General features: G+C 63.3%; 19 protein-coding genes. 10 read left to right on the top strand and 9 right to left on the bottom strand.

Features of this window, described 5'->3' with window-relative positions:
• Positions 1 to 4: 4 nt before the first annotated feature.
• The 5 genes from KGZ40_00480 to KGZ40_00500 all read left to right on the top strand — a co-directional run bounded on the left by KGZ40_00480 (position 5) and on the right by KGZ40_00500 (position 3,362).
• Positions 5 to 1,336, top strand: a complete 1,332-nt coding sequence (locus KGZ40_00480; protein MBS3955998.1) for a cobalamin-dependent protein — start codon at positions 5 to 7, stop codon at positions 1,334 to 1,336.
• 160 nt (positions 1,337 to 1,496) lie between these two features.
• Positions 1,497 to 1,709, top strand: a complete 213-nt coding sequence (locus KGZ40_00485) for an addiction module protein (GenBank protein ID MBS3955999.1) — start codon at positions 1,497 to 1,499, stop codon at positions 1,707 to 1,709.
• 44 nt (positions 1,710 to 1,753) lie between these two features.
• A complete protein-coding gene (locus KGZ40_00490; GenBank protein MBS3956000.1) occupies positions 1,754 to 2,074 on the top strand; it encodes a type II toxin-antitoxin system RelE/ParE family toxin in 321 nt (106 codons plus the stop codon).
• A 12-nt stretch (positions 2,075 to 2,086) separates the two neighbouring features.
• The gene (locus KGZ40_00495; GenBank protein MBS3956001.1) at positions 2,087 to 2,308 is read left to right on the top strand and encodes a hypothetical protein; all 222 of its coding nucleotides are present in this window, start codon (positions 2,087 to 2,089) and stop codon (positions 2,306 to 2,308) included.
• A gap of 544 nt (positions 2,309 to 2,852) precedes the next feature.
• Positions 2,853 to 3,362: a pyridoxamine 5'-phosphate oxidase family protein gene (locus tag KGZ40_00500; protein MBS3956002.1), complete on the top strand. Its 510-nt coding sequence runs from the start codon at positions 2,853 to 2,855 to the stop codon at positions 3,360 to 3,362.
• Between the two features lie 72 nt (positions 3,363 to 3,434).
• Here the strand turns inward: KGZ40_00500 and KGZ40_00505 are convergent, their stop codons facing one another.
• The 3 genes from KGZ40_00505 to KGZ40_00515 form a co-directional block, all read right to left on the bottom strand.
• A complete protein-coding gene (locus tag KGZ40_00505; GenBank protein MBS3956003.1) occupies positions 3,435 to 3,974 on the bottom strand; it encodes a GNAT family N-acetyltransferase in 540 nt (179 codons plus the stop codon).
• A gap of 103 nt (positions 3,975 to 4,077) precedes the next feature.
• Positions 4,078 to 4,338 carry a DUF5615 family PIN-like protein gene (locus tag KGZ40_00510; GenBank protein ID MBS3956004.1) on the bottom strand — a complete coding sequence of 87 codons (261 nt, stop codon included), beginning with the start codon at positions 4,336 to 4,338 and terminating at the stop codon, positions 4,078 to 4,080.
• On the bottom strand, positions 4,335 to 4,568 hold the full coding sequence (locus KGZ40_00515; protein ID MBS3956005.1) for a DUF433 domain-containing protein: 234 nt from the start codon (positions 4,566 to 4,568) through the stop codon (positions 4,335 to 4,337). The genes KGZ40_00510 and KGZ40_00515 overlap by 4 nt, the downstream gene beginning before the upstream one ends.
• Before the next feature lie 198 nt (positions 4,569 to 4,766).
• Here KGZ40_00515 and KGZ40_00520 point away from each other — a divergent pair, with 198 nt between their 5' ends.
• The 4 genes from KGZ40_00520 (at position 4,767) to nth (ending at position 6,888) form a co-directional block, all read left to right on the top strand.
• A complete protein-coding gene (locus KGZ40_00520; protein ID MBS3956006.1) occupies positions 4,767 to 5,084 on the top strand; it encodes a hypothetical protein in 318 nt (105 codons plus the stop codon).
• Between the two features lie 317 nt (positions 5,085 to 5,401).
• Complete coding sequence (locus tag KGZ40_00525) at positions 5,402 to 5,671, top strand: BrnT family toxin (protein MBS3956007.1); 270 nt, start codon at positions 5,402 to 5,404, stop codon at positions 5,669 to 5,671.
• Positions 5,658 to 5,885 carry an antitoxin gene (locus tag KGZ40_00530; GenBank protein MBS3956008.1) on the top strand — a complete coding sequence of 76 codons (228 nt, stop codon included), beginning with the start codon at positions 5,658 to 5,660 and terminating at the stop codon, positions 5,883 to 5,885. The genes KGZ40_00525 and KGZ40_00530 overlap by 14 nt, the downstream gene beginning before the upstream one ends.
• 343 nt (positions 5,886 to 6,228) lie before the next feature.
• Complete coding sequence (gene nth, locus KGZ40_00535) at positions 6,229 to 6,888, top strand: endonuclease III (protein MBS3956009.1); 660 nt, start codon at positions 6,229 to 6,231, stop codon at positions 6,886 to 6,888.
• Positions 6,889 to 6,891: 3 nt separating this feature from the next.
• Here nth and KGZ40_00540 read toward each other — a convergent pair whose 3' ends face one another.
• The 4 genes from KGZ40_00540 to KGZ40_00555 all read right to left on the bottom strand — a co-directional run bounded on the left by KGZ40_00540 (position 6,892) and on the right by KGZ40_00555 (position 10,121).
• On the bottom strand, positions 6,892 to 8,382 hold the full coding sequence (locus tag KGZ40_00540; GenBank protein MBS3956010.1) for a DUF3365 domain-containing protein: 1,491 nt from the start codon (positions 8,380 to 8,382) through the stop codon (positions 6,892 to 6,894).
• On the bottom strand, positions 8,382 to 8,753 hold the full coding sequence (locus tag KGZ40_00545; protein MBS3956011.1) for a response regulator: 372 nt from the start codon (positions 8,751 to 8,753) through the stop codon (positions 8,382 to 8,384). The genes KGZ40_00540 and KGZ40_00545 overlap by 1 nt, the downstream gene beginning before the upstream one ends.
• 103 nt (positions 8,754 to 8,856) lie before the next feature.
• A complete protein-coding gene (locus KGZ40_00550) occupies positions 8,857 to 9,642 on the bottom strand; it encodes a DUF554 domain-containing protein (GenBank protein MBS3956012.1) in 786 nt (261 codons plus the stop codon).
• Entirely contained in the window at positions 9,615 to 10,121 is a 507-nt protein-coding gene (locus KGZ40_00555; GenBank protein MBS3956013.1) for an NYN domain-containing protein, read from the bottom strand. Before KGZ40_00555 ends, KGZ40_00550 begins: the two co-directional genes overlap by 28 nt.
• A gap of 166 nt (positions 10,122 to 10,287) precedes the next feature.
• On the opposite strand from KGZ40_00555, the gene KGZ40_00560 reads away from it, so the two are divergent.
• A complete protein-coding gene (locus KGZ40_00560; protein ID MBS3956014.1) occupies positions 10,288 to 11,511 on the top strand; it encodes a PQQ-dependent sugar dehydrogenase in 1,224 nt (407 codons plus the stop codon).
• A 32-nt stretch (positions 11,512 to 11,543) separates the two neighbouring features.
• Here KGZ40_00560 and KGZ40_00565 read toward each other — a convergent pair whose 3' ends face one another.
• Positions 11,544 to 12,707, bottom strand: coding sequence for a pyridoxal-phosphate dependent enzyme (locus tag KGZ40_00565; GenBank protein MBS3956015.1), 1,164 nt, complete (start codon positions 12,705 to 12,707; stop codon positions 11,544 to 11,546).
• 96 nt (positions 12,708 to 12,803) lie between these two features.
• A complete protein-coding gene (locus KGZ40_00570) occupies positions 12,804 to 15,179 on the bottom strand; it encodes an ABC transporter permease (GenBank protein ID MBS3956016.1) in 2,376 nt (791 codons plus the stop codon).
• Positions 15,180 to 15,185 lie beyond the last annotated feature (6 nt).

The following is a 15,185-nucleotide window of genomic DNA, read 5'->3' on the forward strand; positions in this document are numbered from 1 at the left end:
TTAAGTGCAGTCTGTCCTGCTGGTCGAACCTGACTACAAGAATAAGTTCCCGCCGCTCGGACTCATGAAGCTCGCCACGTACTTCCGTGAGCAAGGCGTTCTCGTTGAGTTCGTCAAGGGCAAGTCGCTGACGCACCGTCAGCGGCGATGGGACGCCGTCTTCGTGACCACCCTCTTTACATGGGAGTGGAAGCGGACGGTTGAGACGATTCGCTACTACGAGAAGTCGACCGGAAGCCCGACCGTCTACGTTGGGGGCATTGTCGCGACCCTGATGCCCGACGAGCTTCGCAAGGAAGCTGGTGCGACCGTAGTGACCGGACTGCTGGACCAGCAGGGCAAGCTCGGCTTGCCTGGGGACGACCGTATCGACTCGATGGTCCCTGACTACTCGATTCTCGACGACATCGAGTACAAGTACCCAGTGGAGGACGCCTACTTCATCCATGCCACGCGTGGATGCGTCAACCGATGCGCCTTCTGCGCCGTTCCTAAAGTGGAGCCAACGTACAAGAGCTATCAGCCGATAATCGACCAGATCACAGCGATCAAGGAAGCCCACGGCGAGAAGCGCGACCTGGTTCTCATGGACAACAACACGGTCGCCTCGCCCAAGTTCGACAAGATCATCGACGAGATCATAGAAGCTGGGTTCGGCGCTGGTGCGCGATTTGGAGCCCGCAAGCGGCACGTGGACTTCAACCAGGGGCTAGATGCGCGGCTGCTGACCGAAGCGAAGATCAAGCGTCTTGCGGAGACCTCCATCTGGCCGCTTCGGATTGCGTTCGACAGCCTCGACGTTCGTGATGACTACGAGCGAGCGGTGCGTTGGGCGGCGAGAAGCGGGCTTACCCGGTTGTCGAACTATGTCCTGTTCAACCACGAGGACACCCCTCAGGACTTCTACGACCGGCTTCGGCTGAACGTTGAACTCAATGAAGAGCTCGGCACCAAGATCTACTCGTTCCCAATGCGCTACAGCCCGGTGATGCGAACCGACCGCCGTTACATAGGCGAGCACTGGACTTGGCGCTACGTGCGTGGGGTGCAGTGCATCCTCAACGCCACGAGAGGGGTGGTTGGTGTCAAGAGGGAGTTCTTTCTTCGGGCCTTTGGCGCCAACTCTGATGAGTTCGTCGAACTGATCAGCATGCCTGAGGACTACATCATGAATCGCGAGGCGCATGAAGATTCAGACGCGAGAGAGTGGAGAGAGTGTTACCGTAAGCTGTCACAGTCCCAGCTGGCAGACTTCAAGTTGCGAGCACTGAACGGAAAGCTTACTGTGCTTGGCTCGGGTGACCAAGACGTGGAGCGCTTGCTTGCGCACTACTAGCTCAGCCACTCTCGAGATGGTGGCGCTCCACGCCAACCCGCGCGTCCAGCAGACTCGAGCACGGGAGCGTCCGCCGCGCCTCGTAGATGACGCGCAAAAACGTTAGTCGTAGCAAGAATCCGGTTTGGTTCTGGTAAGGCCGGGGGCGTATCATCGAACCATGAACACGCCAGCGATCGACATCAACAAGCTCGCGCCTGAGGAGCGTCTCGCCTTGATCGGAGACCTGTGGGACAGCCTCCGCACCAAGCCCGAGGTGTTGCATATCTCTCCAGCGCAGCAGAAGGTGCTTGACCGGAGGCTCGACGAGCTCGACAGCGGCGACGCCGCAGTCATCTCCTGGGACGACGCCAAGCGGCGGCTTCGCGACTAATCGGCGTGCGCAGCGCCTGGTTCCTTATATCGGCAGTCTCGGACGTGGCGGAGGCGCGCGACTGGCATGAACTCCAGCGGCCGGGACTCGGCGACGAGTTCATTGATGCCGTGGATTCGGCGGTGGACTCCGTTCTCGGTTTCGCTGCAGCACATCCCGTTGTCTACCGCAGATCTCGCCGCTTCTTGCTGCCGCGCTTCCCATACTGTCTGTACTACCGCGTCGATGACGCCGGGATCATCGTGGTCGCCTGCCTACATGCGGTTCGCGATCCGGAGCATCATCGGCGTCGGTCGCGTGCTAACACGCGCTTCGTGACGCGCGAGAGGTTGGCGTATCCTGTAAGCGCAAGCCGCGCAAGTTAGGCGCCAAACACGTTGGTCGCACAGGTAGACCCGCAGTTCAGCAACTCTTCATATCAGGACCGAGCAATGCTGATGTGTCGGCGGCTCGTGTTGCAACGCCTGTACAACGCGGCGTGGTTCATTACTGGCGACGGCCAAGGCACCGTTCAGGGTATTCGGGAGCCAGTGCGGGATCTGTCCTGGGTGAAGTTCGAGGCATCAATACGCGGGCGCGTAGCAGAGATCCTCGCCTGACGACAAGATCGACGTTATCGTGGGGGCACGCTCCATTCGCCCGTACCTGGAGCAACGTCCCGATATTTGTATCCGGGAACGACTCTGACCAGCAGGGATAGCCTTGGAGGCCTGATCGGGAAGATCAAGAACGCGTCAAGAGACTCGCGTCTCAAGGAACTTGAGCCGACACTCCGAGACCTCGAGGAGCTCGACGACGCTTCCCTTCCGTCCGCTCATGCTTCAGATGACGTGCCAGACATGCCTTTGCCTGGCAGAAACGAAATACGTCGCTACGCGAACATGGCGTTGTCATTCAGCTAGCGCTAACAGTCGCGGGATTGGGCTAGCTCTTGGAGATGAGCGGCGAGCGAAGTGAGTCAGATGCGCGTGTTCGGTGCGCGGACGTTCGCCTCCTAGAGGCTACCTCTCTACCGCGGTTTGTCGGTGTCGATGCCATTGTTAGGCTCCATCGGGCGACGCCAGGCTACTCCGCACAGCATCTAGGCTACCATGGACGTCCACGATTCGAGTCTCGACGAGCAACCGCGATGGGAGTCAGAGAATGCACCAGCCAATGCGACGCAGGCGACAGCTTCTCCCGGAAGAGGAGACCGTGGCCATGCTCGATGCCGCAACCTCGGGCGTTCTTGCCGTAATGGGCGAGGATGGATATCCGTATGCCGTACCCCTGAGCTTCGCCTACGAAGACGGCAGCCTCTACTTCCACTCGTCGAGGGCCGGGCACAAGCTCGACGCCATCGCCCATAGCGATAAGGCATCGTTTTGCGTGATCGCCGACGACGACGTGGTCCAGAGCACGTTCACCACGCATTTCCGCAGCGTGATCGTGTTCGGTCGCATTGGCGTGCTTTCCGATGACGAGCGCAGACGTCACGCCCTCATGCTGCTCGCCGAGAAGTACTCGCCCGACTACCTCGATGACGCCGCCGCGGAGATCGAACGCAGCTGGAACCGCATGTGCGTGCTCGAACTGGTAGTCGAGGAGATGACTGGCAAGGCCGCGATCGAGATCATCGAGGAGCGCGATCAGAAGGCGAAGGCCGCCGAGTAGAACGACGCCTTCGCGTCGGCCATCCGCTTGGATGTGCCCAACATGGTGCGGTTGAGCCGCAACCAATAACGCTCAGGTCAGTGTACCTTGCATTGTCCGATCAAAACGCTTGTCAGGTGGCGCGAGCGGCTTGGCCATGAACAGCGCACCCCCGGCCTCTGGCAGATACGTGGCCTGCGCGAAGCCGGCGGCCTCGTAGACGAATCGAGCACGGACGTTGCTCTCAAGCACCTCCAACGTTAGCTTGCAGCACCCGTCCGTAATGGCGCGGTCAGACACCGCGTCTAAGAGTGCGCGACTCACACCCCTGCCCCGCGCGTCCGGCACCACGTAAAGGTCGTGGATGTTGATCAGTGGCGCCGCCGCGAAGGTCGAGTAGCCGAAGAAACACACCGCGACACCGATGGGTCGCGCGCCGTCGTAGGCCAGGAACACGAGGGTCGTCGGATGATCGCGCAGACCCGAGGCAAGCCGGTCGCGTACGTCAGCGGCGAGGGGGGCTCCGTCCGCAAGAGGATCCTGGGAGTACGCGTCGATCAGATCGACGATCGCGGATGTGTGCTCCCGGTCACCCAAGTCGGCCTCGATGACCTCAACGGACACGCCCTTCACCTGTTCTCCGTCCATCCAACGTGTGGCGGATGAGCGGCGGCTCACCCGCTTGCTTGATTGTAGCGCTCGCGACCGTCCGATCCGCTTGTTCGAGAGTTACGGGCTACAGCTGCGGTCGTATCCGCACCCTTCCCGCAGAGACCACAGTGAACGCGCCCTGCATCTCGTCAGCATGCTCTCGAATCGCCGCCGCAACGAAATCCGACTTCTGAGCGGGCGTGAGACCAGCGAGCCGTACCAGGAGAACACCGGAGACCACGCGTCGAAGGCGGAACACGAGCTCACCGAAGTCCTTATCGACGGTGATGAGAATCCGACCCGCGGCATTGGCACGGTCGACGCCCTCGTCAGCAAGCAACCTCACGCGACGGACTTGGGAAGTGGATAGGCGACGTCTGCGCGAAGGACCTCGGCGCCGAAGCGCACAGCGGCGAGCACGTCGTCGCGGGTCAGACAAGGGTGGGCCTCGAGGATCTGCTCAATCGACTCGCCGGCACCAAGCTCGTCAAGGATGGTCTCGACCGTCACGCGGGTGCCTTCGACAACTGGCTTGCCCATCATGACGTTTGGGTCAGACACGATACGAGATGACATCTCAAGAACACCTCCTTGGACTCTCTACGAAGATACCCCGACAAGTGGAGTCGCCGCCGCCTCCCGCCACCCTCGCCTGATATCCCGCTCTCACACAACTACGCGAGCAGCTCGGAGAGGCGATCGGGCTGAAGTTCGGAATCCCTCGACCTGCCTGCGGAACAGGCGATCGGGCTTCTCGGCGAGACGTGTCACGACGTGTACCTGAACGACGTCGCGTGCTGGCGGTGCGTGCCTGCAAACGTGTGGCGCTACACCATCGGCGGGTACCTGGTGATTAAGAAGTGGTTGTCGTACCGCGGGCGTGCGCTGCTGGCGCGGGATCTGCGGCCGGAAGAGGCGCGCTACGTGACCGAGACGGTGTGTCGCAGCGCTCGTGCTGATGGGGCCGGAGCTCGATGCAAACTACGAGCGCGTGAAGGCGGATGTGTGGGAGTGGTATTCTGCCGGAGACGGAGTGCAGCGACCGCTGACCTCCGATATGGCGGTTATGCAGACTGCTCATTCAGGGGTTAGAGCGACGGGATGCCTGGCCTGGATTGCCAGCGCGATCCGTCCCGGGAGGCAGGGGCTTAAGGGCTCCTCGGCAGGAAGCGGGCCAGCGCCAGCCGGGGGTGTACGGAAGCGGGGGAGTGGGGCCGCCGGTGCCTGAAGGGTGTCAGCCGCGTGCTCTAACACGCGCTTCAACTCGACGCGCAGGAGGTTGGCGTATCCTGTAAGCGCAAGCCGCGCGAGTTAAGCGCTACTACGTTAGCGGTACAGCCAGGTCACCCTCACTTGGCGGAAGCTCCAAAAGGGTATACATTCTATACTGGAGCCGAGCGAGGGATGCGATGCCGTACACGTTCGAGTTCGACGAGGCCAAGAACTGTGCCAACAAGGTCAAGCACGGTGTCGACTTCGTCGAGGCGCAGGAACTTTGGCACGACGACAACCTGCTACTCGCAGCTAGTCGCTCGGAGACCGAACCGCGATTCTTGATCATCGGGATGATCGACGGCAAGCACTGGTCAGCGATCGTCACCTATCGCGGCGAGACGATTCGGATCATCTCCGTGAGGAGATCGCGGGTACGGGAGGTGGAAGCGTATGAAGGCCAGTGAGCTGGACAAGAAGTTCGACGAGGGTGTCGAGGACGTCATCGACGAGTTCGACCTGTCGACAGCGATGCGGCCCAACCGCGAGCAGAAGCGCGTAAACGTCGACTTCCCACTGTGGATGGTCGAGTCGCTTGACCGCGAAGCCAGCCGTCTTGGGGTGACCCGGCAGTCAATCATCAAAGTATGGATCGCGGAGCGGCTCGAGAAGGCCGGCTAACCCCTGATTTCAAGTCCTGAGTTCAAGTTTGAATCGCAACACACGGCCTTCCTGAGCAACTCCCTACGATCATGCATAGCCCAAGCCCGAGGTGCTGCATATCTCTCCAGCGCAGCAGAAGGTGCTTGACCGGAGTGGTTGTACCGTAGGAGGTGCACCCAATGCCGCTACTACTCCGAATCCGCAAGCACGGCGGCGAGCATCTCCGCCGGTAATTCGTCGCCGCCGGTGCCCCGGCGTCGCTCGGCGCTCGCGCTTCGCTGAGCCGCGCCGCGCCGCGTGAAGCGCCTGGTAGTATCATCATCTGGCCGAGAAAACCGCTCGCGACCCGACGGAGGCAGCGATGCAACGCGCCGAGCGCGCACGCGTCATCATGGACCGGCTCGCCAAGATCTACCCCGACGCGCACACCATGCTCGAGTACGACACGCCGTTCCACCTGCTCATCGCGGTGATCCTCTCGGCGCAGACCACCGATGCCGGCGTCAACAAGGTCACTCCGGCGCTCTTCGAACGCTTTCCCCAACCCGGCGACCTGGCAGGTGCCGATCCCGCGGAGGTCGAGGGCCTCATCCGATCCACCGGCTATTTCCGCAACAAGACCAAAGCGATCATCGGCGCGGCCCAGCGCATCGTCGTGGAGTTCGACGGGCAGGTGCCCGACACCATGGAAGGTCTCATCAGCCTGCCCGGCGTCGCACGCAAGACCGCCAACATCGTCATCTCAAACGCGTTCGGCATCGTCGAGGGCATCGCGGTTGACACCCACGTCCTGCGACTCGCGCACCGCTTTGGGCTGTCGACCGAAAAGGATCCCGATAAGGTTGAGCGTGACCTGATGGAACTGTTCCCGCGCGACGTGTGGTTCCACGTCAACTACCGGTTCATCGACCACGGACGCGCGATCTGCACCGCCAAACGCCCAGCGTGCGGCTCGTGCGCGCTCAACGACGTGTGCCCGAGCGCGTTCGCGATCACGGGGTGGCGCGAGACGGTCGCCTGAATGTCATCCGGCGATGTCAGGCGGCGGATGCGGCAGACGGTGCGCCACACGAAACGTGACGATCGAGCCACACCCCGGACTGCTCCGTACACTGATCTCCCCGCCGAGCAGACCGGCCAGCGTCCTGGAGATCATCAAGCCGAGTCCCTGCCCCTTCAGACGCGGCAGGCCGCCATCGAGGCGGTGCGCATGCGCGAAGAGCGCGTCGGCTTCACCGGGAGTGATACCTGCGCCTGTGTCTTCAACGACAAAATCGACTCCGTGTTCACCCGTCACGACCGCGAGCGCGACGAAACCGCTGTCCGTGTACTTGACGGCGTTGGCGGCAACGTTGATGAGCACTTGTTCGACTCTCCTGCGATCGCTGTAGAGCACAGCCTCACCTGCCGCCGGAGCCACCCGCAATGCAAGACCGCGTTCCTCGGCGAGCGGACGCACGATCCCTGCGACCGAATCGAGGACCTCGTTAGCGTCGAACTCCTCGGCAACTAAAACGATGCGGCCCGCCTCGAACTTCGACAGATCGAGGATGTCGTTGATCAGGGCAAGCAGGTGTTTGCTTTCGCTGTTGATGATGCCGACCTGCGTGCGCTGTTCGGGAGTGAGTGTTCCGGCCAGGCCCATGGAAAGGATCCCTGAAAAGCCGATGATCGAGTTGAGGGGCGTGCGCAACTCGTGGCTCACCGTCGCAAGCAGCTGCGTCTTGGCAGCGCTCTGTTCTTCGAGGACGTCGACCGCCCGCTCAAGCGCATGGTTGCTCGCGCGCAACCGCCGCTCCGCCACAAGCGCCATCCCGCCAAGCGCCACCGTCATTCCGGTGGCAAGCAGGCCGAGCAGCCCGATCTGAATCCACGAACGCCTGATGAGCTCCGATGCGCTCACCGCGAATGGACCGTATGGCATCGTCACGCTCAGCGCGCCCCTAATCGACCCGACGGCCCCTGCCCACTCGTCATGGCAGTTGACACACGCCGCCTCCACCGCAAGGGGCCTCGCAAAACGCAACACCTCAGCGCCGTCGCGCTCGGTGAGGAGATGGCGCTCGTCGTCAGTGGAAGCGGCACTCTCGATCGCCTCGCGCTCCCACCTGTCGGCTGCATTGTCCGGATTGAGCGGCTCCAGGCCGACGACCCGCGCCGAGATGCCCGTCTGTCGCACGAGCCACTCATCGGTCAGGCGCACGAAGTAAGCGGGGTTGACACGCACGAGCACCGTGCCGTCAGGCAGCTCTAGTGTCCGCTCGTCCTCGGGCAGATACGGGTTGGGCGTCACGTCTGCGCTCTGTAGTACGTAGACGCCAGCGTGTTCGCTCACCCATCTTCGCGTCACGACTATCTTGTCCACGTACGACGAGGCGACCGAAAGTGCGAGATGACGCTGCTGGACGCGGATCGTGTCGGCAGACTGCACTCCCGCGAAGGCCACGGTCACGATGAGTATGGCGAGCGTGGCGACCAACACCTTACCGGTGATGGTGGAAAAGACTCCGCCCATCAGCGCGGAAGGTGCCGTCGGACCTCGGCTACAAGACCATCGTTGGAAAACGGTTTGGTGATGTAGCCGGCCGCGCCTGCCTTCTCGGCGGTTTCACGATCGTGCGCGCCGCCAAGGGCGGTGACAAAGACCACGGGAATCGCGGCGGTAGATGCGTTCTCGCGCAACGCCTCACACAGCTGCCATCCATTGACTCCCGGCATCATTATGTCGAGGAGGACAACATCTGGCTGGATGCGTGCGATTGTCTTCATGCCCTCGAAGACGCTCGGCGCTGTCTCAACGATGAAACCCGCGGTCTCCAAAACCATCTCCATGAGACCGGCCATCTCAAGATCATCGTCTATGGCAAGCACCACGGCCCGCCGCATCCGCGCTCCTCCCCGTATGGCCCGTACTCATTTCATAGTATCGGTTTGCGGCACAGATCGGGTGAGTCTCACAAGATCCATTAGTCGGAAGACTCGTGGCCGTTCACGTCAGAAACCCAGTCAGCACCGCTGCGATAATGATCGCTGGAAGCATGTTGCCAACAGGCAGGCGCTTGATGCGCGCGAGATCGAGACCTATCGCAAAGATGAGTGCGCCTCCGGTAGCCTGGATCGCGTTGATGACCGCCTCGGTGACGAAAGGCTCGATCGCGTGCGCGCCCAGCGCGACGCTCCCCTGGATGACAAGGATCGGGATCGCTGAAAGTGCGACACCTACTCCGAGCGTGGTCGCGAGCGCGATCGCCGCGATCCCATCGAGCAGGGCCTTGAGGTACAGCAACGACGGGTCGCCGAGGCCGTCTTTGATCGAGCCCAGAATCGTCATTGCTCCCACGCAAAACAGCAACGACGCGGTCACGAACCCTTCGACAAGCGTGTGCGCCTTCTCTCCGGGCTGCTCGGCCCGACCGGGCGCGAGGAACGGCACACGATGCGCGATCCTTTGGAGGAAGTGGCCGAAGTGCTCGAGTCTGTGCTCGATACGCAACGCTTCGCCGAGCAATGCGCCAACGACAAGCGAGCCCACTAGGACGAGGGCCGCGTATGGTCCCATTCCGTTTGTGCCAAGATCGGCAAGCCCTCCGATAGCCATGCTCGCGCCGATCACGATCGTCGCCAGCCCTATCCCGGAAAACGCGATAGCGCGAAACCTCTCGGTGATGACTCCACCAAACATAAGACCTATAGCCGAACCCACAAGAACCGCAAGCACGTTGACCAGAACACCGGAACCGAGCACGTTCACTCCTCGCTCTCTTCGGTCAGCCATAACTCCTTGAGCTCGGCGGTTATGGCGTTGCCGCCAGCGGGGATGCCCGCGCCTGAAGCAGGGTACCGCTTTGGACCAATTCGCGCACGTCCTCGGCCGCCGGCGTCGAAAACCACGTCACGTGCGCGGATCCGCACGCGGCCTCCACCGTGCGTGCGTGCCCGTGCGACAAGCGCATTGTCGGAGGTCACGACCGTGACCGTCTCACGCGCTGCGGCCCCCTGTATGATTCGCACAATCTCATCATCAGCTGAGCCTCGTCGCGCGAACACGACTTCTACCGGCTCCATGTTCGGTGCCGCAGGCGCCCCGGTTGCTCGCTCGGCGTCAAAAACGACCACGATCCGGCCCCGCCCGAGAAGCTCCGCTCCGCGCGCCCTAAGTCGCGCGATGAGCGCGTCGCGTTGTCGATCGAGCGGGAGGTCCCGGGTGGCGGGATCGGATCTTGTGACGTTGTAGCCATCGATCACGTAGAGCATGGCGCGTCCTCACCGCATATATCCACCAAATACATTGTACATGCGGTTTGCGACACCCAGGCCCCACCTCCCAGGCCCCACATCCCTCTCGCAAGAATTGGGGACGTACTAACTGCAGGCACAAGACGACCGTGCACGCTAACGAGTGAAACCGGGGTAGCTGCTCGTGCCACATGTGATACGTGCGATCCTGACCACAGCGCTCTTCGCCACGCTACTAGGGTGCGCCGGCCCGGCGGAGCCGCCGACCATCGTCGACCCCAGCACCCCATCGGCCCCAGAAGGGCCATCCACCCCTCCGGAGAGCTCTCGTCTTGAGGACTTGAAAATCGACTTCGTTCTCGTCGCTGACGGATTCGACCAGCCGCTCTACGTCACGGGAGCGGGCGACGGATCCGGAAGATTGTTCGTGGCCGAGAAGACCGGCGCGCTTTGGACGGTGCGCGACGGCGAAATCGACGACACGCCCTTCCTCGATCTGCGCGGCCGGGTGAGCACCGAGTCGGAGCTCGGGCTTCTCGGCGTAGCGTTCACGCCCGATTTCGCGGCGAGCGGAGTGGTGTATGTGAGCTACACCGACCTCAGCCATGCAAGCGTTCTCTCGCGCTTCGACTCTGATGGCGTCACAGCCGACCCAAACAGCGAGCGCGTTTTGCTGCGCGTCGAGCAACCCTACGCTAACCACAACGGTGGAGGGATAGCGTTCGGACCCGACGGGATGCTCTACCTCGGGCTCGGCGATGGCGGCTCAGCAGGGGACCCGCTGCGCGCCGGCCAGGATCTCTCGACACCGCTCGGCAAGATGCTGCGGATCGATGTCGGCGCGACAGGTGCGTGGAGCACACAGGCTGGCGTCCCGGCGGACAACCCCTTCGTCGATGTCGCCGGTGCCGATCCGCTCATCTGGTCGTACGGACTTAGAAACCCGTGGCGCTTCAGCTTCGACCGTGAAACCGGCGACCTGTGGATCGGGGATGTGGGCCAAAACGCGTTAGAAGAGGTGAACTTCCAGCCCGCGGCGAGCCAAGGAGGCGAGAACTGGGGATGGAGCCTCTTCGAGGGCACCGACCCCTTTCCGCCAGACCGCGATGTCACCGAGAACCGGGACGCCTTCGCGTGGCCGCTCGTTGAGTACCGCCACCCTACCGGCAAATCCGTGACCGGCGGCTATGTCTACCGGGGCGACGCTTTTCCGCTCATGCGCGGCGTCTACCTGTACGGAGACTTCGTGACCGGACGCGTGTGGGGGGTCGCACGCGGCCCCGATGGTCCTGAAACCAGAGAGCTCGCCACAACCGAGATGGCCATCTCGTCGTTCGGTGAGGATGACGAAGGGGAGCTCTACGTGGTCGATTTCCAGGGAGGGTTATATCGGGTCGAGGCGCGATAGCGACCTGCGGCCTGCGACCTGCGCCCTACAGACTACCCGCCCGCAGGTGCGCCAAAGAGCCGATCGCACTCGGCGACGTACGCCTGAAGGGGCGGGGGAAGCGCTTCGACCGGACCCGCGGGCGGCATCGGCCCAGAGTGGTATGTGTCCCAAAACAGCACGTGGTCACGAGCTCCTTGGAGGCGGCCGCTCTTCGTGTCCGCCATGAGCGCCGCGAACGCCTTGCCCGTATAGGTGGTCTCGAGTTTCACTCCGGCCGCGCCAGCGAGCTTGACCGCTTCGATGCTCTCGGAGGTCGGCACACCGTAGCCGGGATCGAAAAACTCGTGGCGCAGCTCTAGGCGCAAGTCTGCGAAGGTGAGTTCGGGAAAGGCCGAGTCGAGCGAGCGCATCAACATGATCGTCTCGGCAGCGAGCTTCTCGGCGAACGGCTCGTTGGCGACCTCGCCGGGCGTGACACGGATCGCGAGTACCTGTGGCGCCATACGCGCACCGGCGCGCTCGAGCGCGGCAAACCCAATCGCGAGCCCCACCGCCGTGCCGAGCGTCCCGCCGGCGACGTAGACGACATCTGGCGCGACGAAGTCTCCGAGCGCGAACGCAATCGCGCCCAAGTCGAGCTCCCTGACCTGCGCGGCAACCTCGAACGCCGCGTTCACGTAACCAATCGTGCCGAGCGAGTTGGTACCGCCCATCGGGATGACGTAGGGCTCAACACCGTCTCGCCGGGCGAGCCCCCGCCGGGCGAGCACCGCTTCGCGGCGACCGTCCCATCCGTCGATGGGGTGGATCACCGTGCCGAGCGCCGCATGGGCACGCAACGTCGCTGCGGCGAACGGTCCCGGGGCCTGCGGCGAAAGCACAACGTGCGGCTCGAGTCCGAGCGCGCGGGCGTGCACCGCGGTGGCGAGCGCGTGGTTCGAACCGTACGCGCCAAACGTGAGTACCGCCGCGCGGCCCTGCGCCTTCGCTTGGCCGAGAAGGAACTCGAGCTTGCGAACCTTGTTCCCGCCGTAGATCGCATTGGTGAGGTCGTCGCGCTTGACCCAAAGGCCGTGGACGGGCCAGATCTCCTCGGCGTCCTCATCGAGCGGGAGGATGTCCGCGCCGTTGGCAACCGGCGTGGGCAGATCGCAAAGCTCGACGCGAGGCAATGCGGCGATACCCGGGAAGCGCTCGAACAACGGCAGCTTCATCGGTTCAAGCCTCCCCGACCGTCAGACAGGATTCCTGCTACCGCAAATGGTAGCAGGGCGCACCCGGATGGTCGCGCGCTAGCGCCCAGTGCTGCGCTACTCGTAGGCGATCGCGTCGCGCACGCTTACCTGGGCCGCTCGAAACGCCGGCAGGAGGCTTGCTGCCACCGCGATAACCGTGACCGCCACCAGCCACACAACCACACCCTCCCACGAGTACTCGAAGGTGAGCGGCAGCGCCATCGCCCTCTCAAGCATCGTGAGCAGCGCCAGGCTCATCGGATACGAGGCCAGCGCGCCGAGGAACCACGCGATGAGCGCAATGACGACCCCCTCTGTCACGAATATCTGGTAGATCGAGCGGTGCGACGCCCCGATGGCACGCATGACGCCGATCTCGCGGGTCGACTCGAGCACGTTGATGGTCATGGTGCCCGTGAGTCCGATTACGCCAACGAGTGCGAGGATCGCCCCCATGATCGCGAGGAACGTCACGAGTATGCCGAGTTGGCTTGCGACCTGGTCGCGCTGCTCCGTCGCGGTCTGTGAGAACGCCACCGGGACTCCTCGCTCTTCGAGCTGTCGCTCAACGAGGCGCGCTACGCGAGTCTGTTCGGCCTCGTGCGCCGACGTGGTGCGCACCTGCAACCTCATGATCGCACCGTGCGCACCAGTGATGGCTTCAAGGTGTTCCAGCGGCGTGAACGCGACCGGGCCCATGAGCCCCGCGCTCACGACGCCCACGACCTCGAAGACACGATCGTCACCAATCACGTTGAACGTGGCGCGTGACCCTGAAGTGAGCCCGGGTTCGCTCTTAACAACGTCAGCGTTGAGTACGATCGCGTTACTGTCGTCTGCGGTAAGCCACCGCCCTTCGGTGAGGCGCGGCACGATGAAGTCTGAGCCGGGACGCACCCCGATGATGTCGATCGGTTCTGATTCTGTGCCGTCGGGACGGGCGAAGACGGCACGATACTCCGGCATCCCTGAAACCGCGACCACGCCTTCTACGCGCGACGCGACACGCGTGACCGTCTCGGCGCTCTGCGGGCGCGCGAACCACAACTGGGCGTCGTAGTCCCACATGTCGATCTCGTCCACGGTAGCAAGGATCGAGCTCTGCACGCTCGTCACCGACATGATCACCGAGGATGCAAGCGAGAGCGTGATGAGCGTCAATGTGAGACGTCCCTTGCGTAGAAACGTGTTGCGCAGCGACAGTGCGACCGGTCGCGGCAGCCCGCGAACGAGACCCAGCGCGCGATCGAGCAACCCGTGCCCAAACGACGTGCCGCTCATCCCCGTCGCGTTGAGCGCCCGAACCACGCTCGTACGTGTCCCGAGACGCACCGGGACCACTGCCGCGAGCAGGGGCACGGCCAACCCCACCAGCACGCCTAGCAGCACCACGTACGGCGGCGGCGCGAACGAGGTGATGCGGAAGTTCAGCAAGTCAGCGGCGTACCCCGTGAACCACCAACCAGCGAGCGCGCCGGCGGGCAGCCCCACGGCGACCGCGCCTGACCCGTAGACCGCGACCATCGCGAGGTACATCCACGTGACCTGGCCGGCTCGCCCGCCCACAGCCTTCATGATGCCCACTTGTCTCACCTGTTGCGCCATGATCGCTTGCACCGTTGTCACGACAAGAAAGCCCGAGAGCGCAAGCGAGAGCAGTCCGAGCGCGAGCAGCAGCAGCGAAACCGCCTTGAAGATGTCTCCGAGAAAGTGACTGCCCGGCTCGGGCACGCTGGTCTGCACGACCTGCACGCCGCGCGGGAGCAGCACGTCGTCGCGGATGGCCGTTGCGAGTCGGCTCGCTTCGGCCCTGTCGGGTGTGCCCGCAGCGACAACCTTAAGCTCGTTGTAGCTGCGTGGCTCGTCGAGCAGGCGCAGGGTATCCATCGAGACGTAGCCGGTGGCGGCGTTCACGAACGTCGCAGGAAACGCGTTGATGTCGTGGACGATGCTCGTCACGCGCAGCCGCACACGTGTGCCGCCGGGTGTCTCGGCTGTCACCACGTCTCCTACAGCGTGCGGGGCGACCAGATTGACCGAGCGCTCCAGCACAAGCTCCCCGGCCGCGGGAGGCCACGTGCGCGCCGACTCCACCGTCACGACATCGATCTGCCCGCCCTCGAGATCGGGCACCGCGCGCAGCTGCATGGTGTCCCACCCGGCGGAGGAGACAGCGTCGCTTTGCTCTCCCTTTTCGTAGCGAATCGCGAGCGTTCGCGCGCCCTCGGCAAAACGCACTCCCTCAAACCGCTCGACAGCGCGCACCACGCTTTCATCCAGATCGGACACCGCAAACGTGATGGTGGCGGGCATCGACGCCGAGTAGACCGCGTCGAACTCGCGAATGAGGATGCCGCGTCCGCCCATCACGACAGTGATCGCGAACACGCCCACCGCGATCGAGAGGACCACGAGCAGAGTGCGGAACCGGTGTCCGGCGAGGTCTCGCACGACCTT

It is taken from the genome of Clostridiales bacterium (assembly GCA_018333995.1).
Classification (GTDB): domain Bacteria; phylum Actinomycetota; class Coriobacteriia; order Anaerosomatales; family SLCP01; genus JAGXSG01.